The organism is Cupriavidus sp. C1SS-2L (assembly GCF_057073735.1).
The window spans coordinates 2020905-2043142 of record NZ_CP172708.1; the positions used below are offsets into that span (position 1 = coordinate 2020905).

Genomic DNA, 22238 nt, shown 5'->3' on the forward strand with positions numbered 1-22238 from the left:
GAAATGTGGATTGTCAGGCTCGCCCTGAGCCGGCCTTATACCTTTGTGGTGCTGGCCATCTGCCTGCTGCTGGCCGGCCCGCTGGTGATTCTGCGCACGCCTACCGACATTTTTCCGTCGATCGATATCCCGGTGGTCAGCGTGGTGTGGACTTACAACGGCCTCTCCGCCGAAGACATGGCGCAGCGGATGGTGACGGTATATGAGCGCTCGCTGACCAACAGCGTCGACGACATTGAACATATCGAATCGCAGACGCTGCCCGGCGTGGCGGTCATCAAGGTCTTCTTCCATCCCGGCGCCGATATCAATCGCGCGATTGCCCAGGCCTCGTCGGGCGCACAGTCGATGCTCAAGAGCTTGCCGCCGGGCACCACACCGCCGCTGATCCTGAGCTACAGCGCCTCGACGGTGCCCATCCTGCGGCTCGCGCTGGGCAGCGACAGCCTGCCAGAGCAGGACCTTTACGATCTCGGCAACAGCTTTATCCGCACGCAGCTCGCTACCGTGCAGGGCGCATCGATCCCCTTGCCTTACGGCGGCAAGGTCAGGCAGGTGATGGTGGATCTCGACACGCGTGCGCTGCAGGCGCGCGGCCTGTCGCCGCTGGACGTGGTCAACGCTATCAATGCCCAGAACCTGATCTTGCCGGGCGGCACGGCCAAGATCGGCGCGCTCGAGTACCGCGTCGACCTGAACGGCAGCACGCAGACCGTCGCGGCGCTGAACGACCTGCCGGTCCGAAGCGACCGCGATGGCACCATCTACGTGCGGGACGTGGCCCATGTGCGCGATGGCTATGCGCCGCAGACCAATCTGGTGCGCCGCGACGGCAAGCGTGCCGCGCTGCTGGAGATCGAGAAAAGCGGCAACGCCTCGACCTTGTCGATCATTGCCCAGATCAAGGCCTTGCTGCCGAAGGTCACTGCAGGGCTGCCGAAATCACTGCAGGTGCAGCCGATCTCCGACCAGTCCGTGTTCGTGCAATCGGCCATTGACGGAGTCCTGCACGAGGCGCTCATTGCCGCCTGCCTGACAGCCCTGATGATCCTGCTGTTCCTGGGCAGCTGGCGCTCCACGCTGATCATTGCGGTCACGATTCCGCTGTCGGTGCTGGCGGCCCTGATCGCGCTGTCGGCGCTGGGCCAGACGCTGAACATCATGACGCTCGGCGGGCTGGCGCTCGCCGTGGGCGTGCTGGTGGACGACGCCACCGTGGCGATCGAGAACGTGACGCACCATCGCGAAATGGGCAAGCCCCTGGAACAGGCGATCCTGGACGGATCGGCGCAGATCGCGCTGCCTACGCTGGTCTCCACGCTGTGCATCTGCATCGTGTTCCTGCCGATGTTCATGCTGAGCGGCGTGGCGCGCTACCTGTTCGTGCCGATGGCCGAAGCCGTGGTGTTCGCGATGATGGCCTCCTACTTCCTGTCGCGCACGCTGATTCCGACGCTTGCCCACTACCTGTTGCGCAGCGAAGCCACCAAAGGGAACGGCGCCGCCACCGCTGGCCGCGTGCGGCGGTTCTTTGCAGGCCTGCACCACCGCTTCGACCTGGCATTCGAGGCGTTGCGCGCGCGTTACAGCCGTCTGCTCGGCACCGCGCTCGCTCACCCGAGGCGTGCCGTGCTCGTGTTCGCGCTGGGTTGCGCCGGCTCCATGGCCCTGGTGCCTTTTCTTGGCCAGGACTTCTTCCCCAGCGTGGACAGCGGCGAAATCCGCCTGCACATGCGTGCGCGGACCGGCACGCGCATCGAGGAAACCGCACGCATTGCCGATGAGGTGGAGACGGCCATCCGTAACGAGGTCGGCCCGGCACGCGTGTCCGGCATCGTCGACAACATCGGCCTGCCGGTCAGCGGCATCAACCTGACCTACGATTCCGCGCTGCCGATCGGCACCGCCGATGCGGAGATCCTGGTGTCGCTGAAGCCCGGCAGCGGTGGCACGGCGGATGTGGTCGACAGGCTCGGCGCCCTGCTTCCGAAGGCGTTTCCCGGCGTGAGCTTCTCGTTCCTGCCCTCGGACATGGTCAGCCAGATCCTGAACTTCGGACTGCCCGCGCCGATCGACGTGCAGATCGTCGGCAATGACCTGAACGGCAACCGCGTGGTCGCGCAGCGGCTGTTCGGGAAGCTCGCGGCGGTGCCTGGCCTGTCGGACCTGCATATCCAGCAGCCGGCCGACCAGCCGGCACTCACGGTGAATGTAGACCGCACGCGCGCACTGCAAGCGGGGCTGTCGCAACGGGAAGTCGCGCAGAACCTGCTGATCTCGCTTTCCGGCAGCAGCCAGACCTCGCCGAACTTCTGGCTCAATCCGAAGAACGGGGTGAGCTATCCGTTGACGGTGTCGGTGCCCCAATATGCGATGGGGTCGCTGGAGACGCTGTCGAATATCCCGCTCGGGCTCGGCGCCGCCACGGCAAGGCTTGGCGGTGCCGGCGAACTGGGACTCTTCAGCAGCGTGACCCGCACCAGCCAGCAAGGCGTGGTGTCGCACTACAACGTGCAGCCCGTGCTGGATATCTTCGGGGCTGTGCGGGGCCGGGACCTGGGCGCCGTGGCGGCCGACATCGACCGCATTGTCGCCAGCGTGCGCAAGGACCTGCCGCCCGGATCCGACCTGGTGGTGCGCGGGCAGGTCCAGACCATGCGGACCTCGTTTTCCGGACTGGTGGGAGGCCTTGCCGCGGCCATCGTGCTGGTCTACCTGCTGATGGTGGTCAACTTCCAGTCCTGGCTCGACCCGCTGGCGATTCTGGGCGGATTGCCGGCCGCGCTGTCCGGCATCGCATGGATGCTGTTTGTCACGCGCACCACGGTCAGCGTGCCTGCCCTCACCGGCGCCATCATGTGCGTGGGCATCGCCACGGCAAACAGCATCCTGGTGGTCAGCCGGGCGCGCGAACTGCTTGCCCAGGGGAAAACACCATTCCGGGCGGCGTTCGATGCCGGCGCCGGCCGCTTCCGCCCGGTGGTCATGACCGCGCTGGCCATGCTGTTCGGCATGGTGCCGATGGCACTTGGCGCCGGCGGCGCGGGGGCCCAGAACGCGCCGCTCGGGCGCGCCGTGATCGGCGGCCTGGCTTGCGGCACGGTCGCCACGCTGGTGCTGGTCCCGGTCTTCTTCGCGATGCTCCACACCTGGCTCGGCACGCGGTCCGCTGCAACGCCCGCGCATTCGGCACTTGGCTCTGATGAAAAAGGTCTGGTATGACACTGCCCACACTGCGGGAAACCGCTGACAATGCACCGCCTGAAACTGCCTGCCCGCCACCTGCCGAGCGCGGGAGGGGGCGCCTCATTCTGGCTGCCGCGGCCGTCCTCGCCTATGCGCTGGCCGCCGGGATCGTCCCCAGGCTGCACGCGCACGCTGCACTGGCCCAGCGCACCGCGCAGACGATGGTGCCGGCCGTCAGGATCGTGCGCCCCGGGCATGCGGCGGCGATGCGCGAAATCGTCCTGCCCGGAGATGTGCGGGCCTATCAGGATGCAGCGGTCTATGCGCGCGTCAACGGCTATTTGCGACGCTGGTATGCGGACCTCGGTACGCCGGTGAAGAAGGGCCAGTTGCTGGCCGAGATCGACGCGCCGGAAGTGGCTGACCAGTTGCGCCAGGCACGCGCCGACGAAGCGACCGCCGCCGCCAACTACGCGCTGGCGCGGAGCACTGCGGACCGCTGGAAGGACCTGCAGGCGTCCAACTCCGTCGCGCAGCAAGAGACCGACCAGAAGATCGCCGACATGCAGGCCAAGGCTGCCGTACTGGCATCGGCGCGCTCGAATACGTCGCGCCTCGCGCAACTTGCGTCCTACACGGAGATTCGCGCGCCATTCGACGGGGTGATTACCGCCAGGAATGTCGATACCGGTGCCTTGGTCGATGCCGGCAGCGCCCCCGGCCAGGGCCGTGAACTGTTCCACATCTCGGCGGGCGGCACGCTGCGGGTCTACATACAGCTTCCCCAGGACGCCAGTGCGATGGTGGGCCCGGACATGCAGGCATGGCTGACGCTGCCGCAATCGCCAGGCGAGCGGTTTGCCGCCACGGTGACGCGCAATGCCGGTGCCTTCGATGCCGCCACGCGCAGCCTGCGGGTCGAACTCGAGGTCGACAGCCACGGCGGCCGCATCCTGCCGGGCGCCTATGCGGAGGTGCACCTGAGCACGAATGCGGACACTGCTGGCTTCGACCTGCCGGCCAGCACGCTGGCGTTCCGCCCCGCAGGTCCGAGCGTCGCCGTGGTCGGCAAGGATGGGCGCGTGGAACTTCGCAACATCACGCTTGGCCGTGACTTCGGTACCCACGTGGAAGTGCTGGGCGGGCTGCAAGGCACGGAGCAGGTCATCGTCAACCCGGGTGACGGCCTGATGGCTGGCACCCCGGTACGTGTCGTTGCCGACCAGGCCGGTGCGGCCCGGTCGTCCTGATCGCTTTGCCATCCCATCATGCTCAACACGTCCGCGACGGAACACCGCAAAAAGCAGCCTGCCAGGCATGGAACACTCAGACACCAGGCCGGGCGGGCACTGGCAACGGGGCTCGTGGTCCTGCTTGCCGGATGCGCAGCCGCCCCGCCCTATCGGCCACCCCCCATAGACCTGCCAGACGCCTACAAGGAGGCCGGCGCCAGCCCGGCCAGGCCCGGTGGCCCCGACGCGATCGCGCCTGACTGGTGGCGCGCCTATGGCGACGCGACCCTGGACCGCCTGGAAGCGCGCGTCGAGGTCTCGAGCGAGACCCTGCGCAAGGCCGTGGCGCAACTGCAGGATGCGCAGGCCCAGGCGCGGGCCGCCAGGTCGGCCTACTTTCCTACCGTGACAGCCGGCGCGGCATTCAGCAGGAGTCGTGTCTCTGACAATGTCGTCGGGCGATCGCTGGCGGGCAAGACCACCAATGACTACCTGCTTGGCGTGGGCGCCTCCTGGGAGCCGGACCTGTTTGGCCGTATCGGCAGCACCGTGGATGCGGCCGAGGCGCGCGCACAGGCCAGCGCGGAAGACGTGGCGGCCGTGCGTCTGGGCCTGCAGGCGGAGCTGGCCGACGACTACTTCGGCGTGCGCTCGCTCGATCGAGAGGCAGCACTGCTGCAGCAGACCATCGAGGCATACACATCCGTGGTTGAGCTGGTAACGAACCGATACCGCGGCGGCATCGCCACGGAGGGCGACGTCGCCCAGGCCCGCGCCCAGCTGGAAAGCACCCGCGCCCAGCTGTCGGACCTGCGCCTGAACCGGACGCAGCTCGAACACGCCCTTGCCACGCTGGTGGGCGAACCGGCAAGCCGGTTTTCGCTTGCGCCGGCTGATGGGACAGCCCATCCGGAACAGCTGCCGCCAGTCCCGGCCGCCTTGCCCTCGCAACTGCTCGAACGCCGGCCGGATGTCGCCGCGGCCGAGCGCAGGGTGGCGGCCGCGAATGCGCAGATCGGGGTCGCGCGGGCCGCCTTCTTCCCCAGCCTGATGCTGACGCTGGGCGGCGGCCTGGAAAGCTCAAGCCTGGCAAGCTGGCTGACCGCACCAAGCCGCTTCTGGGCCATCGGGCCGGCATTGGCCGGCACGCTGCTGGACGGCGGGCGCCGCCGCGCCGGTGAAGACAGCGCCCGCGCGCAGTTTGACGCCAGCGCCGCGGACTACCGGTCCACGGTGCTACGTGCAGTACAGGAAGTCGAAGACGGCTACGCCGCCATCCAGGCCTTGCAGGACGAAGCGCGAAGCCAGCGGATTGCGGCGCAGTCCTCTGGCCGGGCCCTGTCTATCGGGCTGGACCGCTACCGGAAAGGCGCGGTGGCCTACCTCGACGTCAATGTCCTGCAGGCGGCCTCACTTTCCAGCGACCGCGCGCTCGAGAGTGTGCGCCGGCGTCAGTTGACGGCGAGCGTGGGGCTCATCAAGGCGCTCGGAGGTGGCTGGGAAGGCACGGGGCCAGTGGCGCGGTCAGTGCCACTACCGCATGAGTAAGAACCGGCGAAACCTGCGCGGCCGACGCCAGCCAGGCGCCGAACAGGATGGTCACGATGCGTAGCGCGACCCATGGATTGAGCATCAGGGCCCGTACCTGCTCGCTCTCGCTCTTGCCATACAGGCACCACGTACAAAAATGCTCGCAGTTATTACTCAAGACTCGGTAGCAATCCTCGCCGAGCCGCGAGCGCGCACGTTTGGCAGCCTCCTGCTCAACGTACTTCGGAGGCGGACCGGCAGCGATCCAGATTGCGCCACCGGCGGAGAAGTCCGCGAGGCTGACCTCCTCGACCGGGCCGCGCCGCAGCGCCCCCGCCAGGCCCGCGTAGTGCACAACCTTGTCGTGGCCCACGTAGATGCCGTGGTGGTTGTAGCCGTGCCGGGGGGTGACAAGATGGGCACCGATGGGCGGTTCCATGCCGCTCCAGGAGCCCCACACCGCCGCCAGTACATCGGCGCCGCCATTTCGAGAAGCGCTTGTTCGGTCCATATTTCACCGCCTGAACAACTGATCCTTGGTCAAAGCGTAGGGACCGCCATGCATTAACAACAATTAAACATATTTCTAATGTTCATAAGTATTCTTATATATGACGCATTGGAATCAAAGCCCGGCAGTACTATCCATAGGGAATGCGGTTACCTGCTGTCGCTTCGTGCTTGGCCTCTCGGTATTCTCAGATCACGCCCCGCTCGCGCAGTGCCACGATCTCGCCGGGCGCATAGCCCGCGTCGCGCAGCACTTCCTCGGTATGCTCGCCCGCCGTCGGCGGACGCCGGGCGATGGCCGGCGCGGTGCGCGACAGCGACACCGGCGTGGCAACGAGCGGTACCTGCGCCGCTGCGCCCGGGTAGTCAACGCCATGGAACGCGCCGGAGGCGCGGACGACTTCGTCCTCCAGCGCCTGTCGCGGCGTGTTGACCGGACCGCCCGGAATGCGCGCGTCCTCCAGCATCGCCAGCGCTTCCTCGCGCGTCCGGCCAGCGCACCAGTCCGACATGATGTCGCTGAGGACTTCGCCATGCTCGCCGCGCAGCGCATCGTCCGCGAAACGCGGTTCATCCAGCAGTTCCGGCCGCTCCACCATGCGCGTCCAGCGTTTGAACATCGCGGGGCCGATCACCTGCGCGATGATCCAGCCATCCTTGACGCGAAAGATGTCCGACGGGCCATAGGTCGGGCTACGGTTGACGGTTGCCTGCCGGTTCAGTCCGCGCAGCGCTTCCTCAATCAGGCTGCCGCTGGACAGCGTGAGCGCCGTGTGCAGCAGCGACGCGCCGACCTCCTGCCCCTGCCCGCTCGACTTGCGTTCGTAGAGCGCCATCATGGTCCCGAGCGCGCAGCACAGCGCGGTCGAAAAATCGACGACCGGCACCATCGACTTCATGGGATGGTCCGGCAGCCCCGTCAGGTGCACCGCCCCGCTCATCGCCTGCCCGACGCCGTCGAAGCCGACACGGTCGCGCACGGCCGGGTCTGCGCCAAACGCCGACGAAGCGGTCAGGATGATGTCGGGCTTCACCTTGCGCAGGCTCTCATAGTCGAGGCCGAGCGCCGCAATGGTACGCGGCGGCATGTTCGCCACGACTACGTCGGTGTTCAACAGCAGCTTGCGGACCACCGCGCGCCCCTCCTCGCTGTCGAGATCGAGCGTGATCGAGCGCTTGTTCCGGTTGACCTGCAGGAAGAACGCGCCCTCGCCTTCACTGGTCACCGGCGCGACGAAGCGGTCCTCGCTGCCGCCGACGCGATCGATACGGATGACGTCCGCGCCGAAGTCGGCGAGCAGCGCCGCGCAGAACGGGCCGGCGATGAACCTGCCGAAATCCAGGACCCTGATGCCTTCGAGAACTTTCATTCTTCTGCCCGCCTCATGCCTGCGGGCCGGTGCCCGATGCCGCGCGGATCTCGTCGAGCGACGCGGGGTTGTCGAGCGACGAGAGGTCGCCCGGCGGCGTGTTGCAATACACGCTGCGAATCACGCGGCGCATGATTTTGGAACTGCGCGTCTTCGGCAACTGATTCACGACGTGCACCGCGCTCGGCCGGAATGGCCGTCCGAGGCGCTTGTCGACATGGCTGATCACGCGGGACGCGACAGCATCGGCGTCAGCAGCTCCGCCAGTTTCGCCGATGACGAACACCACCAGCCGCTGCCCCTTGTCCTTGTCGTCCACGCCAATTGCTGCGGCTTCCGAGACTTCCGGCAGTTCCAGCACGACTTCCTCCACCTCCGCAGGCCCCAGCCGCTTGCCGGCCACCTTCAGCGTGTCGTCGGAACGCCCCATCATGAAGAACGTGCCGTCCGGCCGGCGCAACGCCAGATCGCCATGCACCCAGAAGCCGGGAATGGTGTGCCAGTAGGTATCGAGATAGCGCTCCGCGTCCTGCCAGAACGACTGCGTCATGCCCACGAAAGGCTGGCGAATCACCAGTTCACCCACCGTACCGGTCAATGGCGTGCCACCCGCGTCGACCACGTCCACATCCACCCCCGGCGAGGTCGTGTTGAAACCGCTCGGCGGGATGGGCCGTACGACGACGCTCGACAGCAGCGCGCCCGACACCTCGGTGCCGCCCGTGTAGTTGATCAGCGGCTGCGTGCCGCGCCCGAAGGTCCGCTGGAACCAGCAGAAATGCTCGGGATCGATGCCCTCGCCGGCTGTGATCAACAGGCGAACGGAGGACACGTCGCCTTGCAGCGCCACTTGCTCGTTGCTGGCGAGGCCCCGGATCAGCGTCGGCGCCGAGCCGAAATGGGTGACCTTGTGCCGCTCCACCAGTTGCGACATACGTGCCCAGCTCGGGTAATCGGGCGCGCCGTCGTAGCAGACCAGCGTCGCGCCGCGCAGCAGCGCGCAGCCCAGCACCAGCGTGCCGGCGATCCAGCCCATGTCGGCGGGCCAGCAGAAGACGTCGCCCGGCGCCACATCGAAGTGCACTACCGCATCATGGGCGATCTTGAGCGGGAAACTGCCATGTGTATGGACGACACCCTTTGGCTTGCCGGTCGTGCCCGACGTGTAGATCACCATGAAGGGATCCTGCGGCCCCAGCGTGACAGGCTCGGCCAGTCTTCCGGCGCCCGACGCCATCACTGCCTGCCAGTCGAGATCCTGCGGTCCGGCCGCCGGCGCCGCGCCAGCCTGCTTCCAGACCACGCGCTTGAGCGCGGGCAGCCGTGCCCACGCTTCGCGCAGCGTCCCTTCCACGTCGATGCGCTTGCTGCGTCGGCTGAAGCCCGTGGAGGCAATCACCGAAGTGGCCTCGGCCGCCGACAGCCGCGCGACGATGGCGTCCACGCCGAAGCCGCTGAACAAAGGCACGACGATCGCCCCGATCGACGCGAGCGCCAGCAGCGATACCGTCGCCTCGATACCGTTCTCCATCAGCAGGCCCACGCGCTCGCCGCGCCCGATGCCGAGCGCCTGCAAGCCGCCCGCGAACTGGCGCACGCGCGTGCCGAGTTCCGCATAGCTGACTGTCTGGACCTCGCCGTCCTCCCGTTCCGCGACGACAGCCGCCTGATCGCGCGTGCGAGAGTCGTCGGTCCACGCCAGCACGGTATTGACCCAGTTCAGTCGCCCGCCCGGGAACCACTGGGGGAATTCGCGCGGCGATGCCGGATCGAGGTAGCTCGTCGGCGGCGTGTCCCACACGATCCCGCAGTGCTGCATGGCCACCTGCCAGTAGCGGTCGGGATGATTGCGCGAGAGTTCGAGCAGGTCGTCATATCGCGTCAAGTCGAACGCGCGCATCAGTTGCGCAATGCCGGAGGCCTGCAACTCGCGCGGGCCCGGCTTCCAGGTGTTGGCTTCGGTATCCATCATGTCTCGCTTCAAAATCTCTCGGGGCGATGGCTCAAGATCGCCGCAATGTCGACTTAAGGCCGTGTCACTCAGCCAGGCAGCTTCGCGGACGGGAATTGCGGTGCGCGCTTGTTGCGCACGGCGTCGAGGCCTTCGCGCGCGTCTGCGCCGAGGAAGCCCAGCATCTCCGCGGCCAGCGAGGCGTCGAAGATCGGCCCGGCCATCCGCATCCAGTTGTTGATCGACATCTTGGTGGCGCGAATCGCCGTCTGGCTGCCGCGCGCGAGCGACTGGGCCACGGCCAGCGCGCGGTCCATCAGAGCCTGCTGTGGCACGCAGAACGTCACCAGCCCCAGGCGCTCAGCTTCCTTGCCGTCGATGAAGTCCGCGGTCATCAGGTAGTACTTCGCCTTGGCCACACCACAGAGCAGCGGCCAGATGATGGCGGCATGGTCGCCCGCCGCCACGCCGAGGCGGGCATGGCCATCCGTGAATCGCGCCGATTCGGCAATGATGCTGACGTCCGCCAGCAGCGCGACCGCAAGCCCCGCGCCGACCGCGGTGCCATTGATCGCCGAAATGATCGGCTTCTCGCAGGCCAGCATGTTGTAGACGATCTCGGCGGCCTCCTTCTTCACCACTGCCACAGCCTCGGGGTTGCCGACCATCTCCTCGACCCACGCCAGATCGCCGCCCGCCGAGAACGCACGGTCGCCCGCGCCCGTCACCACCACCACCTTGACCGACGGATCTTCATTGACGACCCCCCACAGCTTCGTCAGTTCCCAGTGAAGCCGGGCGTTGGTCGCGTTCATCACCTCGGGCCGGTTCAGGGTGGCGAGCAGGACGCCATCCGGCTGGCGGTCGAACAGGATGAACTGGAAGTCTTCGTAACGCATGGTGGAATGTCCTGAAAAATGATGGGGCAACGTGCCCCATTACACGCGGTTGGCTCGATGGCTCCAATAGCAGCCGGACCGATGTTCCGTACTCTGGAAGATCAGGCGCGGACGGGCGGTGCGATAGCAGATGCCCTTTCCTGCGAGGGCATCCCGTTTGGCGCCATGCATCGAAGCGTAGGGGCGCACGCCGCGCGCGCCAACTGGCCTTTTCCGAAGCGCCGGTTCACGCGCCGCGAAGCCGGCACACCGCCGGCTTCATCGCTGACGAATCGCTGTTTCGAGAATGGTCAATTGGTTCGGCACCGGCACGCCACTACCCTTCCGGTGGTCCCGGTCACCGCATCGCCCGCAGTCCATCCGTACCTTGCATTGGCCGGGACTCACAACAAGGACATCCAGGAGACAACGTGCATCAATCAACACTGCCGGCCCGCAGCAGCCTGTTCGTGGTCATATTGTGCTTTCTGACGATCGTGGCCGACGGCTACGACCTCATCGTCTACGGAGCCACTCTCCCGAAGCTGCTGGAAGAGCCGGGCTGGGGCCTGACGCCGGCGACGGCCGGCATGATCGGGAGCTGGACGCTCGCCGGGCTGATGGTCGGCATGGGCGCAGCCGGCCCGCTTTCCGACCGCGTCGGCAGGCGCAACCTCATCATGGCCGGCGTGCTGTGGTTCTCGGTCGGCTCCATCCTCTGCGCGCTCGCCGCTTCCCCGTTTTCACTGGGTGCCGCGCGCTTTTTTACCGGCATCGGACTGGGCGGCGTGGTGCCGTCCGCCGTGGCGCTGACGGTCGAATACGCGCCTGCGAACCGGCGCCAGTTGTACAACGCGCTGACCCTGACAGGCTATTCCGTGGGCGGCGTCATCTGCGCGCTGCTGGCGATGACACTGCTGCAGGAACACGGATGGCGCACGCTCTATGCGCTTGGCGCGCTCTACGCGCTGATCCTGCCCGTGATGTACAGGTGGCTCCCCGAGTCGGTTAGCTTCCTCGTCGAGCGCGGCCGCATGGAAGAGGCGCGCGTCCTGGCCGCCCGCCATTCGCTCGACTTGGAGCAAATGGCGCGGGAGCAACGGGCCCAGGCGGTGCAGGCGGCCGCGACCGGTACGCGCGGGTACCGCCTCCTGGCAACCGATGCACTCCGCACCTCGGCGCTGTTGTTCGGGATGGTGAGTTTCTGCGTCCAGCTGATCGTCTATGGCCTGAACGCATGGCTTCCACAACTGATGCGCAAGGCCGGCTATCCGCTGGGGTCGTCGCTGCAGTTCCTGCTGGTGATGCAGTTCGGCGCCGTCGCGGGCATGATCGGCGGTGCGTGGCTGGCGGACCGGTTGGGCTCCAAACGGGTGATCATTCCGTTCTTCGCCATCGGCGGCCTGTCACTGCTCGCGCTGAGCCAGAAGCTGGCCTTCGGCTGGTTGATGCTCGCGGTGTTCGGCGCGGGCATTGGCTCCATCGGCACGACTACACTGATCTACGGCTACATCGCCACGTACTTCCCGGCTTCCTGCCGCGGCTCCGCGCTCGGGGCGTCACAGGCGTTCGGGCGCTTCGGCTCCATTCTCGGTCCGCTGATTGGCGGTTGGATCGTCGGCTCGAACCTCGCGCTGCACTGGAACTTCTACGCATTCGTCGTGCCTGCCGTCGTCGCCATCCTTCTCGTGCCCCTGATCCCGAAGCCGGCACAGGAACCCGACGCCGCGCCAAGCGCGGATTACCGTACTGCGGACTGAGTCCGCAACCCGCTACGCCACAGAGGTGAAATCATGAAAGCCGTCAGCATCAAGCATCAGTACTGGGATATCGCAGCAGACCTCCACTTCCCGCCGGACTTCGACGAGAACAAGAAGTACCCCGCTATCATCAGCGCCCATCCGATCGGCAGTTGCAAGGAGCAGACCTCGGGAAGCGTCTACGGCACCGCGCTCGCCGAAGCCGGCTTCGTCGTCATCGCGTTCGATGCCAGCTTCCAGGGCGCTAGCGGCGGCGAGCCCCGCTATATCGAGGATCCGACACTCCGCGTGGAAGACTTCCGCGTGGTCGCAGACTACCTTGTGACGCTGGCCTATGTGGACGAAGCGCGCATCGGCGTGCTCGGCGTCTGCGGCGGTGGCGGCTACTCGATCAATGCCGCCATGACAGAGCGCCGCATCCGCGCCGTGGGCACCATCACCGGCGTCAACTACGGCCGCCTGATGCGCGAGGGCTTCAGCGGCTACGATCCGATCGGCGCGCTGGAAGCCATGGCACAGCAGCGCACCGCAGAAGCACGCGGTACCGCGCTGCGCGTGGACGACCTGCTGCCGCCGTCGCCTGAGGAAGCCAAACAGCGCGGGCTGACAGAGATCGACCTCTACGAGGCCACGGAGTACTACCGCACGCCGCGCGGGCAGAAGCCACACGGCGCCAACCGCTCGCTCTTCTCCCACCAGGGCGCCGCAGCCGGATGGGATGCCTTCCACCTGGCCGAGGTCCTGCTGACGCAGCCGCTGATGGTGGTGGTCGGCGACAAGGTCGGTGCCTTCGGCGCCTACCGCGACGGCTGCGAGATCGTGGGCCGCGCACGCTCGGAAAAGAAGGAACTCGTCGTACTCGACGGCTGGTCGCACTACGACCTGTACGACAAGCCCGAGCCCGTGCGCAAGGCGCTCGACAAGCTGATCCCGTTCTACAAGGAGCATCTCGGATGCGCGGGATGATCTTCCGGGGCGCCCGCGAGGTCGAGCTGGCGCACTTCGACGATCCCACGCCCGGCCCCGGCGAGGCCGTGATCGAGATGAAGGCGTCGGGCATGTGCGGCACCGATCTGCACTACTACCGGCATGGCATGGCGGCATCGCTGGAGATGCTTGGCCTGAAGGACCGCATTACGTCCGACCGGATCATCGGCGGGCACGAGCCGTGCGGCGTGGTGGCTGCGCTCGGCCCGGGCGTGGACAGTAAAGCGTTCCGCGTGGGCGACCGCGTGATGGTCTTCCACTACGAGGGCTGCCGCCACTGCGACCATTGCCGCACCGGCTGGACGCAGCTCTGCGACCACGGCGCGCGCATCCACGGCGTGCTGGCGCATGGCGGCCATGCCGATTACATGAAGGTGCCGGTGTCATCGCTGGTGCACCTGCCGCAGGAGATGTCGTTCGCGGGCGGCGCCGCCGTGGCATGCGGCACCGGCACCGCGTACGGCGCCTTGCTGCGGCTCGACATCAGCGCCCGCGACACGCTGGCCGTCTACGGCCTTGGCCCGGTCGGCCTGTCGGTGGCCCAGCTTGCCGCCGCGATGGGCGTCGAGGTGTTCGGCGTCGACATCAGCGCAGCGCGCGTGACCCGCGCGAAAGACTTCGGCGTGACACACGCGATCGACGCCACGCAGTCCGACCCGGTCGCAGAGATACTGAAGCTGACCGGGGGCAAGGGCGCGTCGTGCGCGGTGGAGTGTGCCGGCGGCGAGCTGCCGCGCGCTCAGGCCGTGCGCAGCACTAAGGTATGGGGCCGCATCGCGCTGGTGGCCGTGGGCGGCAATCTGGTGCTCGATGCGATGAAGGATCTGATCGGCAAGCAGCGGCAGTTGCTTGGCTCCTTCACGTTCTCCGAAGTCGAGATGAAGGCTTGTGCCAACTTTATCGCCACACGCGGCATCGAGGTGGACCGTCTGTTCACCGACACCTGGCGGCTCGACCAGGCCGCGCAGGCCTATGCGCACTTCGACCAGCAGGCGGGCGGCAAGGGCGTGTTCCTGTTCTGAATCCTGCCCCCCTTTTTCACGGTTGCCGCCGGCCCCGGCGGGCAACGGAGATCCATTCCATGACGAATCGAACTATCGAACTCAAGCACCCGCGCCAGCTGTACATCGACGGCGTATGGGTCGAACCGTCCACCGGCGGCGTCTTCGACGTGCTGGACTGCTCCACCGAGCAGGTCGTGGCGACAGTCGCCCGCGCCGAGTCGGCCGACATGCAGCGCGCCGTCGCCGCCGCCCGCAAGGCATTCGACGACGGCCCCTGGCCGCGCATGACGCCGCTGGAGCGCGCCGGCTTCCTTGAGAAGATCGCCGTGCGGCTGGAAGCGCTGAACGATGAGTTCGCCCGCATCTGGTCGCTCGAAACCGGTATCGTCTACAAGGTCGCGCAGCCACGGATCGGGCTGTTCATCAGCGGCGCCTTCCGACAGTACGCGGCAATGGCATCGACCTTTCCCTTCACTCAGCCGTGCCAGTCTGTCACCGGGAACGACGCGTATCGGGTCTACGAGCCGGTGGGCGTGGTCGCCGAGATCATTCCCTGGAACGGGCCCGCCGGCCTGCTCGCGTACAAGACAGCGCCGGCACTGCTGGCGGGCTGCACGCTGGTCATCAAGTCGCCGCCCGAGGCGCCGTGCTCGGGCTACCTGTTCGCTCAGGTTTGCGAGGAAGTCGGGTTGCCCCCGGGCGTCGTCAACGTCATCACGGCCGAACGCGACGTGTCCGAGGCACTGGTGCGCAGCCCGGACGTCGACAAGATCACATTCACTGGCTCGACTGGGGCCGGCCGCCGTATCGCATCCATCGCCGGCGACCGCGTGGCGCGCGTGACGCTGGAACTCGGCGGCAAGTCGCCCGCCGTCATCCTCGACGACTACGACGTCGAAGCCGCTGCGGCAACGCTGGGCAACTCCTACTTCAGCTACAACTCCGGGCAGATCTGCCATAGCCTCACCCGCATCATCGTGCCACGCGCAAAGCACGACGCGATGGTCGAGGCACTGTCCGCCATCGCGCGGGAGATCGTGCTAGGCGACCCGCTCGCGGCAACGACCACCTCGGGCCCCCTCGCCAATGCCCGCCAGCGCGATACCGTCGAGCGCTTCGTCGCCATGGGCGTGGCCGAAGGCGCCGTGCTGGCGACCGGCGGCAAGCGGCCGCCGCACCTCGCGCGCGGCTTCTTCTTCGAGCCGACGGTATTCGGCAACGTCGACAACCGCTCGAGCATCGCCCAGCAGGAAATCTTCGGTCCCGTGCTGAGCGTGATCCCTGCCGACGACGAGGCCAGTGCCATCCGCATGGCGAACGACACGCCGTTCGGCCTGAACGCCGCCGTCTTCACCAACGACCGCGACCGCGCGCTCGCCGTAGCGCGGCAAATCCGCGCGGGCACCGTAGGCCACAACGGCCCGCGCACCGATTTCTCCATCGGATTCGGCGGCTTCAAGCAGTCCGGCATCGGCCGCGAGGGCGGCGTCGAAGGACTGACCGCCTTCATGGAGTCAAAGACCATCGTGCTGAGCTGACGATGGCGGCCGTCCGAAGCGGGCGAATGTCCGCCGCCCGCTTCGGGTCGTCCTTCGGGTCTTCCGAATCGCAGCTTCGAAAATGGCAAGTTGGCCGCGCGGCCGGGGCGCTCTACCCTTGCATCAAACTCGTCCGGAAGATGCAAAGGAGACAGCCTTGAACACCGAAACCGGCCGCGCCACGGCGGCCACGCAGGACCAACACCCCACCCCCGACCGCCCGCTCCAGGGCGTGCGCGTGCTGGCCGTGGAGAACTTCGTCGCCGGCCCGTTCGCGTCCATGTGGCTCGCCGACGCGGGCGCCGAGGTCATCAAGGTCGAAGCCCCGGCCGGCGGCGACTTCGCGCGCAGCACCAGCCCCGTCAGGATGGCGGAGGACGGCAGCCCGCACGCGCTGTCGTTCCTGCGCACCAACCGCAACAAGAAGAGCCTGACGCTGGACCTCAAGCAGCCCGAGGGCAAGCGGCTGTTCCTCGAACTGATCGCCAGCGCCGACATCGTGATCGAAAACTTGCGCCCGGGCGTCATGGACCGCCTCGGCGTCGGCTACGACACTTTGCGCGCGCGCAACCCGCGCCTGATCTACGTTGCCATTTCCGGCTTTGGCCACACCGATGTGAAGCCAAGCCCTTACACCGACCACCCGGCCCTCGACATCGTCGGCCAGGCGCTCAGCGGCCTGATGTACCGGCCCGAACGGCAGGACGACCGGCCGACCTATCTCGGCTTTTCGATGACCGACCTGCAGGGCGGCATCCTCGCTGCGCAAGGCGCGCTGCTGGCCCTGTACCAGCGCGAGCGTACCGGGCGGGGCAAGAAGGTCGACATTTCGCTGTACGACGCCTCGCTGGTCCAGAACGAGATCTCGGTCACCATGTACTCGGCCCTGCACCAGCCGCTGCCGCCGGGCGTACCCGCGGTGACAGCGCCGTTCGGGCCGTTCCGCGCCAGCGACGGCCATATCGTCATCGCGGTGCTCGGCGAGCACATCTGGCGCCGCTTCTGCGAGGTGATCGGCAAGCCGGACCTGGTGGACGATCCGCGCTTCGCCGATGGCATCGAGCGCCGCAAGCACAGTGCCGCGCTCGATCCGCATATCGACGCGTGGCTTGCCACGCGCACGCGCGCGCAAGCCGTGGACCTGCTGCGCGAGGGCGGCGTGCCAGCGTCGGTGGTCAACGACGTGGCCGACCTGTTCGACTGCCCGCATGTCGCCGCGCGCGAGATGCTGATGACGGTCCAGGACCCGGCGTGGGGCCCGGTGCAGGTGGTCGGCAACCCGATCAAGATGTCGGACGTGCCCGAGCCCGAGGCGAGGGTGCCGCCGCGGCTCGGGGAGCATACCGACGCGGTGCTGCGCGACTGGCTACACCTCGATGCGCGGCAGGTCGCCGCGCTGCGCGCCGACGGCATCGTCTGACCGGAAGACAGTGAAAGCACAGCAAGGAACCAGCAATGAAGAATCTTGAAGGCAAGGTGGCGATCGTCACCGGCGGCACCGGCGGGATCGGCCGGGGCGTGGCACTGCAGCTCGCGGCGCGCGGGGCGCTGGTGGTCATCAGCGGCAGGAGCGCGTCAAAGGCGGACGCGGTGCTCGCCGAACTGCGCGAGGCGGGCGGCCAGGGCGATTTCATCCCCGGCGACGTCCGCGTGAAGGCCGACATGGATGCGCTCGCCGCCGAGACCGCGCGCCGCCACGGCGGCATCGATATCGTGGTCGCCAATGCCGGCGGCAACGACGACGAGGCGCGCCGCCCGGAAGTGCGCGGGCCGTTTGGCGATATCGACGTCGCGCGCGTCTGCGCCGTGGTGGCGGAGAACACCGCCGCGAAGCTGCTGCCGGTGCAGTCGGCCCTGCCCTTCCTGCGCGAGCGCGGCGGCGGCGCGGTGGTCTTCGTGACCTCGGAAGGTGGGCGCGTGCCGACGCCGACGCAGACCGCGGTGGCCACCTTTGCCGGCGGCCTGATCAGCGCAAGCAAGGTGCTATCGAAGGAACTCGCGCGCGACCGCATCCGCGTGAACTGTGTATGCGTGACGGTGGTGCGCGACAGTCCCTCCTGGAAGGCCGCGTTCGAGCGCACCGATGGCGTGTCGGACCGGCACCGCAAGCAGTACGAGAAAATCATCGCCAGCAGCCCGCTCGGCGTGGCAAGCCCGGAGGATATCGGCCAGGTGGTGGCTTTCCTCGCCTCCGACGAGTCGCGCTACCTGACTGGGGCGACCATCAGCCCGACCGGCGGGCTGACGATTCACTGACGATCTGCTGAAGACCGGCTGCGCGGCCCGCCGCCTCACACAATGGCGCCGGCCGCGCGCAATGCCGCAATGTCAGGTGCGCTGAAGCCCCAGTCGCCTAGCACCACGTCGGTATGCTCGCCGGGGCGGGCTGGCGAATTCTGGATCGCGCCGGGCGTGCGGCTGAAGCGCGGGGCGGGCGCAGGCTGCACGACACCGTCCCGCTCGACGAACGTCCCGCGCGCCCGCAGATGCGGATGGCCGGGCGCCTCCGCCAGCGACATGACCGGCGCGAAGCAGACCTCCCGTCCTTCGGCCAGCGCACACCATTCGTCGCGCGTACGCGTGCGGAAGATTTCCGCGAATCTCGCCTGCACCTCCGGCCAGCGCGAACGGTCGTGCTGGTCCGGCATCTCCGCCTCGTCCAGCCCGAGCACTTCTAGCGTCTGGCGCCAGAAGCGCGCCTCGTTGGACCCCACGCTGATCCAGCGGCCGTCCTGCGTCTCGTAGACGTTGTACCAGGGCGCGCCCGAATCGAGCCGGTTGGTGCCGCGCTCGTCCTTCCAGTAGCCGCTGGCGAACATGCCGTAGAAGAGCGTCATGAGCGAGGCGGAGCCGTCGACCATCGCGGCGTCCACCACCTGGCCCTTGCCCGAGCGCCGGCTTTCAAGGATGGCCGACACTACGCCGAGCGCCAGGTACAGCGAGCCGCCGCCGAGGTCCCCCGCCAGATTGAGCGGAATCACCGGCGGGCCGCCGGCGGTGCCGACCGCGTGCAGCACGCCGGTCAGCGAGATGTAGTTGATGTCATGGCCGGGCGCATGAGCAAGCGGCCCGTCCTGGCCCCACCCTGTCATGCGGCCGTAGACCAGCGCGGGGTTCGCCGCGAGGCAGTTCTCGGGTCCGAGCCCCAGTTTCTCGGCGACGCCCGGCCGGAACCCCTCGACCAGCGCGTCGGCCTGGCCGACGAGCTTCAGCACCGCGTCCTTCGCTTCGGCTTTCTTCAGGTCGAGTGCGGCGCTGCGCCGGCTGCGGTTGAGCAGGTTGAAGCGCGGATCGCCGGGCTGCCCGCCGTCGTGGCCGGGCGGACGGTCGATGCGGATGATGTCCGCGCCGAGATCCGCAAGCAGCATGCAGCAGAACGGCACGGGCCCTATGCCGCCCAGCTCCACGATCCTGACGCCCGCGAGCGGGCCCTGGGTTTTGCGCATCGTATTGGTCTCCTCAAGCGTTGAAAACCCGGCTCGCGGACGAGCCGGGTCTACCTCGCGTACCGCGCCGCCTCTTCGGGTAGCCACGGTCACCGTGTCGACAGTCATGGCGGTCTAGCCGCCGCGTCTACTCCGCGATCCTCGCGTCGAGCACGGCCTCGCCGCCCGATGGCTCCGCCTCGCGCCGGCCGCGCCGCGACGTCATCAGCCTGTCAAGGTCCGCATTGTCCTCGCCAACGTCGCGTGCCGCCGACAGCGGTCCCGGCCGCCTGCCGTTGAACAGCAGCGGCAGCCCGACCAGCGCGAGATCGTCCCCGGACGGCTTGCCGATGATGCCCAGCGCCCGTGTCTGCTCATGGTTGACCAGTTCGCTGGTGGTCTGCACCGGCGCACACGGCAGGCCGGCGGCGCCGAGCACTTCCTGCCAGTGCGCGCGTGGATGTTCGGCCAGCCGCCCGCCTATCAGGGCATCGATCTGCGCGCGGTGGCGCAGGCGCGCATCGTTGGTGGCAAAGCGCGGGTCGGTGGCCCACTCCGGCCGGTCCAGCGCGGCACACAGGCGCGCGAAGAGCCGGTCGTTGGCGCAACTGACCACCAGATGGCCATCAGCCGTGTCGTACGCGCGGTGCGGCACGATGAAGCCGACGCCCGAGCCATGCCGGCCACCCGTGTCACCGTCGGCGTTGTAGTTGGCAATGCCCACTGTCATCCAGGCAATGGCCGTCTCCAGCAGCGAGCTGTTGACCGTCGCTCCCACGTGCTTGCGCTGCCGCCGGCACAGCGCGGCGAGGATGCCGATGACGGCCCACATGCCGGCGCCGAAGTCGACGATCGACACGCCGGCGCGCACTGGCGCCTGTCCGTCCTCACCCGTCACGCTCATGATGCCGGCGAAGGCTTGCATCAGCGGATCGTAGCCTGGCGCCTGGTTCAGCGGACCGGCGTGGCCGAACGCGCCCACCTCGCAGCAGACCAGTTCGGGCTTGGTCACGCGCAGGCTGTCTGGGTCCAGTCCGTATTGCGCGGCCGAGCCCGGACGCAGGTTGTGAAAGAACACGTCGGCATGCTCGGCAATGAGCCGATGCAGCGTGGCGAGGTCGTCCGGGTCCTTGATGTCGAGGCTGATGAAGCGCTTGCCCTGGTTGATCGCATGGAAGGCGGCACCGCTGCCCTTCCACTTGCTCGGTCCCCAGCCGCGCGCCGAATCGCCGGTGGGACGTTCGATCTTCCACACATCGGCGCCCAGCGCCGCAAGGATCTGGCCGGCGAACGGCGCCGAGGCGCTGTCGCTCAGTTCCACGACCACCACGCCATCGAGAGGAAGGTCACGCATGGCTGCTTACTCCGGCTTGTAGTTGAGTTCGGCGAAGAGGCCTTTCCATACCGCGACCTCTTCGTTCAGTTGTTGGGCAAACGCGCCCGGCGACGACGCCACCATGCTGCCGCTCAGGCGCGACTCCACCAGGCTCCTGAACTGCGTGTCCGCCGACAGCGTCCGGAGATCGCGCGCGATCCGGTCCACCAGGGCCGGCGGCGTGGACTTCGGCACGAACATGCCGGCCCACAGCAGCGGCAGGTAGCCCTTGTAACCCACGGCCTCCGACAGCGTCGGCACGTTGGGCAGGTCCGCATACCGCTCGGCGCTGATGGCGGCCATCGGCCGCAGCTTGCCCGCCTCCATCTGCGACTTCATCGAGCTTGGCGTGTTCACGAGGAACTGCGCATCGTCGCGCATCACCGCCATGTTCATCGCCGTCACGCTGTTGAAGTCGAGCGGTGCGTACTTCATGCCGAGCGACTTGTTCAGCAGCGCCATCGTCAGGTTGAAGATCGACGTGCGCCCGGTGCCCGCGAAGAACAGGCCATTCGGATCGCGCCGGCTCAGGTCGACCAGCCCACGCATGGTCTTCGCCTTGCCGGCAGTGCCGTCGTTGGCGGCGACCACAAGCTGGTAGTTGATGACCTTGTACACCGGGACCAGGTCGGTCGTCGGGTCGAACTTCAGGTTCTTGGTAGTGAACTTCGGCAGGATCGAGCTTTGCGTACCCAGCAGCAGCGTATGCCCGTCAGTGGCGTTCACCACGTATTCGGTACCAATCACACCGCCTGCGCCAGGCCGGTTCTCCACGATCACCGGCTGCTTCCACATGCCTTCGAGCCGTTGCGCCAGCAGGCGCGCGAGTAAGTCGCCGCTGGAGCCGGCGGCCAGCGGAATGACGATGCGCACGGGGCGCGTCGGCCACGGTTCGGCCGCCGCCAGTGCCAGCCCGGGCAGCAGCATCGCCGCACAGCCGGCCGCGCAGGCGGCGCCCGCCGTGCGTAGCCAGCGCCGCCGGCGATCCCGTTCACGGGGGTCGGTCATGGGTCTCCTCCTTATGTCTCTTTATACATGTCTTGCCGGATGGCCGGCGAAGCGTCAGGCTGCAGCGAAGACCGGCAGGCGCTGCCCCCCCCGCTCGATTAGCCGCGCCGTCATGCGCGCGCCGATGTGCAGCGTTTCGGGCACTCCCTCGATCTGCGCGAACAGGTGGTAGCCCTCGTCCATCTCCACGAAGCCCACCGTGTACGGGGCAATCGAAGCAAACGCCGGCGTGGGCCCGCGCATCACGGTGCTGAACGAGTACAGCGTGCCGGTGCCTTTTGCTTCCTGCCACACGAGCCCCTCGCCATCGTCCGCCTCGCAATGGGGGCAGAACGAATGTGCGGGCCATACGGCTTCGCCGCAGCTGGTACACCGCTGGTACTTCAACTGCCCCGCCGCGAGCCCTTCCCAGTAGGGTTGGGCGTCGAGCAGCGCGTAAGGCTGTGGCCAGCCGTCTTTGGTCTGGATCATCACGTGCTCCCGT

General features: G+C 67.6%; 17 protein-coding genes. 9 read left to right on the top strand and 8 right to left on the bottom strand.

Going from position 1 to position 22238, the window contains the following annotated elements; translation table 11 throughout:
- The first annotated feature begins 3 nt into the window (after positions 1-3).
- From ACIGJG_RS09380 to ACIGJG_RS09390, 3 genes are read left to right on the top strand one after another with little or no spacing between them, the layout of a single operon-like run.
- Positions 4-3222 carry an efflux RND transporter permease subunit gene (locus tag ACIGJG_RS09380; RefSeq protein WP_483672261.1) on the top strand — a complete coding sequence of 1073 codons (3219 nt, stop codon included), beginning with the start codon at positions 4-6 and terminating at the stop codon, positions 3220-3222.
- Positions 3219-4436, top strand: coding sequence for an efflux RND transporter periplasmic adaptor subunit (locus tag ACIGJG_RS09385; RefSeq protein ID WP_483672262.1), 1218 nt, complete (start codon positions 3219-3221; stop codon positions 4434-4436). Before ACIGJG_RS09380 ends, ACIGJG_RS09385 begins: the two co-directional genes overlap by 4 nt.
- A gap of 18 nt (positions 4437-4454) precedes the next feature.
- Complete coding sequence (locus ACIGJG_RS09390) at positions 4455-5966, top strand: efflux transporter outer membrane subunit (protein WP_220630712.1); 1512 nt, start codon at positions 4455-4457, stop codon at positions 5964-5966.
- Here the strand turns inward: ACIGJG_RS09390 and ACIGJG_RS09395 are convergent.
- The 4 genes from ACIGJG_RS09395 to ACIGJG_RS09410 all read right to left on the bottom strand — a co-directional run bounded on the left by ACIGJG_RS09395 (position 5896) and on the right by ACIGJG_RS09410 (position 10678).
- Complete coding sequence (locus tag ACIGJG_RS09395) at positions 5896-6459, bottom strand: lecithin retinol acyltransferase family protein (protein ID WP_140949532.1); 564 nt, start codon at positions 6457-6459, stop codon at positions 5896-5898. The two genes, ACIGJG_RS09390 and ACIGJG_RS09395, sit on opposite strands and share 71 nt — an antisense overlap.
- 187 nt (positions 6460-6646) lie before the next feature.
- Positions 6647-7828, bottom strand: a complete 1182-nt coding sequence (locus ACIGJG_RS09400; RefSeq protein WP_483672263.1) for a CaiB/BaiF CoA transferase family protein — start codon at positions 7826-7828, stop codon at positions 6647-6649.
- A gap of 13 nt (positions 7829-7841) precedes the next feature.
- Positions 7842-9800 carry an AMP-binding protein gene (locus tag ACIGJG_RS09405; RefSeq protein ID WP_483672264.1) on the bottom strand — a complete coding sequence of 653 codons (1959 nt, stop codon included), beginning with the start codon at positions 9798-9800 and terminating at the stop codon, positions 7842-7844.
- A 68-nt stretch (positions 9801-9868) separates the two neighbouring features.
- The gene (locus ACIGJG_RS09410) at positions 9869-10678 is read right to left on the bottom strand and encodes an enoyl-CoA hydratase/isomerase family protein (RefSeq protein ID WP_483672265.1); all 810 of its coding nucleotides are present in this window, start codon (positions 10676-10678) and stop codon (positions 9869-9871) included.
- A gap of 410 nt (positions 10679-11088) precedes the next feature.
- Here ACIGJG_RS09410 and ACIGJG_RS09415 point away from each other — a divergent pair, with 410 nt between their 5' ends.
- The 6 genes from ACIGJG_RS09415 to ACIGJG_RS09440 all read left to right on the top strand — a co-directional run bounded on the left by ACIGJG_RS09415 (position 11089) and on the right by ACIGJG_RS09440 (position 18202).
- A complete protein-coding gene (locus tag ACIGJG_RS09415; RefSeq protein ID WP_483672266.1) occupies positions 11089-12417 on the top strand; it encodes an MFS transporter in 1329 nt (442 codons plus the stop codon).
- A 33-nt stretch (positions 12418-12450) separates the two neighbouring features.
- Entirely contained in the window at positions 12451-13383 is a 933-nt protein-coding gene (locus ACIGJG_RS09420) for an alpha/beta hydrolase (protein WP_220630715.1), read from the top strand.
- The gene (locus tag ACIGJG_RS09425; RefSeq protein ID WP_140949537.1) at positions 13371-14426 is read left to right on the top strand and encodes a zinc-dependent alcohol dehydrogenase family protein; all 1056 of its coding nucleotides are present in this window, start codon (positions 13371-13373) and stop codon (positions 14424-14426) included. The genes ACIGJG_RS09420 and ACIGJG_RS09425 overlap by 13 nt, the downstream gene beginning before the upstream one ends.
- A gap of 59 nt (positions 14427-14485) precedes the next feature.
- Positions 14486-15946: an aldehyde dehydrogenase gene (locus ACIGJG_RS09430; protein ID WP_140949538.1), complete on the top strand. Its 1461-nt coding sequence runs from the start codon at positions 14486-14488 to the stop codon at positions 15944-15946.
- 157 nt (positions 15947-16103) lie between these two features.
- Positions 16104-17366, top strand: a complete 1263-nt coding sequence (locus ACIGJG_RS09435; RefSeq protein WP_483672267.1) for a CaiB/BaiF CoA transferase family protein — start codon at positions 16104-16106, stop codon at positions 17364-17366.
- 35 nt (positions 17367-17401) lie between these two features.
- Positions 17402-18202, top strand: a complete 801-nt coding sequence (locus tag ACIGJG_RS09440) for an SDR family NAD(P)-dependent oxidoreductase (protein WP_011297991.1) — start codon at positions 17402-17404, stop codon at positions 18200-18202.
- 35 nt (positions 18203-18237) lie between these two features.
- On the opposite strand, the gene ACIGJG_RS09445 is transcribed toward ACIGJG_RS09440, so the two are convergent.
- From ACIGJG_RS09445 to ACIGJG_RS09460, 4 genes are all read right to left on the bottom strand, one after another.
- Complete coding sequence (locus tag ACIGJG_RS09445; protein ID WP_483672268.1) at positions 18238-19392, bottom strand: CaiB/BaiF CoA transferase family protein; 1155 nt, start codon at positions 19390-19392, stop codon at positions 18238-18240.
- Positions 19393-19519: 127 nt separating this feature from the next.
- Positions 19520-20725, bottom strand: a complete 1206-nt coding sequence (locus ACIGJG_RS09450) for a CaiB/BaiF CoA transferase family protein (protein ID WP_140949541.1) — start codon at positions 20723-20725, stop codon at positions 19520-19522.
- 6 nt (positions 20726-20731) lie between these two features.
- Positions 20732-21754, bottom strand: coding sequence for a Bug family tripartite tricarboxylate transporter substrate binding protein (locus ACIGJG_RS09455; protein ID WP_011297994.1), 1023 nt, complete (start codon positions 21752-21754; stop codon positions 20732-20734).
- Between the two features lie 54 nt (positions 21755-21808).
- Entirely contained in the window at positions 21809-22225 is a 417-nt protein-coding gene (locus ACIGJG_RS09460) for a Zn-ribbon domain-containing OB-fold protein (RefSeq protein WP_140949543.1), read from the bottom strand.
- Positions 22226-22238 lie beyond the last annotated feature (13 nt).

Bases quoted from the DNA above. Each gene is read 5' to 3' on its own strand.
- ACIGJG_RS09430 (WP_140949538.1), top strand. From the start codon at position 14,486: ATGACGAATCGAACTATCGAACTCAAGCACCCGCGCCAGCTGTACATC.
- ACIGJG_RS09410 (WP_483672265.1), bottom strand. From the start codon at position 10,678: ATGCGTTACGAAGACTTCCAGTTCATCCTGTTCGACCGCCAGCCGGAT.
- ACIGJG_RS09445 (WP_483672268.1), bottom strand. From the start codon at position 19,392: ATGCGCAAAACCCAGGGCCCGCTCGCGGGCGTCAGGATCGTGGAGCTG.
- ACIGJG_RS09405 (WP_483672264.1), bottom strand. From the start codon at position 9,800: ATGATGGATACCGAAGCCAACACCTGGAAGCCGGGCCCGCGCGAGTTG.
- ACIGJG_RS09450 (WP_140949541.1), bottom strand. From the start codon at position 20,725: ATGCGTGACCTTCCTCTCGATGGCGTGGTGGTCGTGGAACTGAGCGAC.
- ACIGJG_RS09440 (WP_011297991.1), top strand. From the start codon at position 17,402: ATGAAGAATCTTGAAGGCAAGGTGGCGATCGTCACCGGCGGCACCGGC.
- ACIGJG_RS09460 (WP_140949543.1), bottom strand. From the start codon at position 22,225: ATGATCCAGACCAAAGACGGCTGGCCACAGCCTTACGCGCTGCTCGAC.
- ACIGJG_RS09385 (WP_483672262.1), top strand. From the start codon at position 3,219: ATGACACTGCCCACACTGCGGGAAACCGCTGACAATGCACCGCCTGAA.
- ACIGJG_RS09395 (WP_140949532.1), bottom strand. From the start codon at position 6,459: ATGGACCGAACAAGCGCTTCTCGAAATGGCGGCGCCGATGTACTGGCG.
- ACIGJG_RS09380 (WP_483672261.1), top strand. From the start codon at position 4: ATGTGGATTGTCAGGCTCGCCCTGAGCCGGCCTTATACCTTTGTGGTG.
- ACIGJG_RS09400 (WP_483672263.1), bottom strand. From the start codon at position 7,828: ATGAAAGTTCTCGAAGGCATCAGGGTCCTGGATTTCGGCAGGTTCATC.
- ACIGJG_RS09420 (WP_220630715.1), top strand. From the start codon at position 12,451: ATGAAAGCCGTCAGCATCAAGCATCAGTACTGGGATATCGCAGCAGAC.
- ACIGJG_RS09425 (WP_140949537.1), top strand. From the start codon at position 13,371: ATGCGCGGGATGATCTTCCGGGGCGCCCGCGAGGTCGAGCTGGCGCAC.
- ACIGJG_RS09455 (WP_011297994.1), bottom strand. From the start codon at position 21,754: ATGACCGACCCCCGTGAACGGGATCGCCGGCGGCGCTGGCTACGCACG.
- ACIGJG_RS09390 (WP_220630712.1), top strand. From the start codon at position 4,455: ATGCTCAACACGTCCGCGACGGAACACCGCAAAAAGCAGCCTGCCAGG.